The 236-nt window shown below is 49.2% G+C and carries 1 pseudogene; it reads right to left on the reverse strand.

Annotated elements, in window-relative coordinates:
* A pseudogene (locus tag AC0L3J_RS38400) lies at positions 1–236 on the reverse strand (FAD-NAD(P)-binding protein); the annotation flags it as partial.

Raw genomic sequence — 236 nt, forward strand, 5'->3', positions numbered from 1 at the left:
GCGACAACAACGTGATATTTAGCTTTTCACTTGCGTTATCGCGGTGAAAAACGACGTGTTGTTTATCATCTTCAATGAACGAACCATGCTGAATAGCCACTGCCATTGCCGCATCCAGTCCGCTCAAGGATGTTCCCATAATACCCACGTTACACGCATCGACCTTTGCTTCCATCAGGCCTGACCACGGGCTGGGAAAATACGTTCGGGTTGCTTCTTCTTCATCAGGCCAGACG

It is taken from the genome of Bradyrhizobium sp. Kon37 (genome assembly GCF_055807535.1).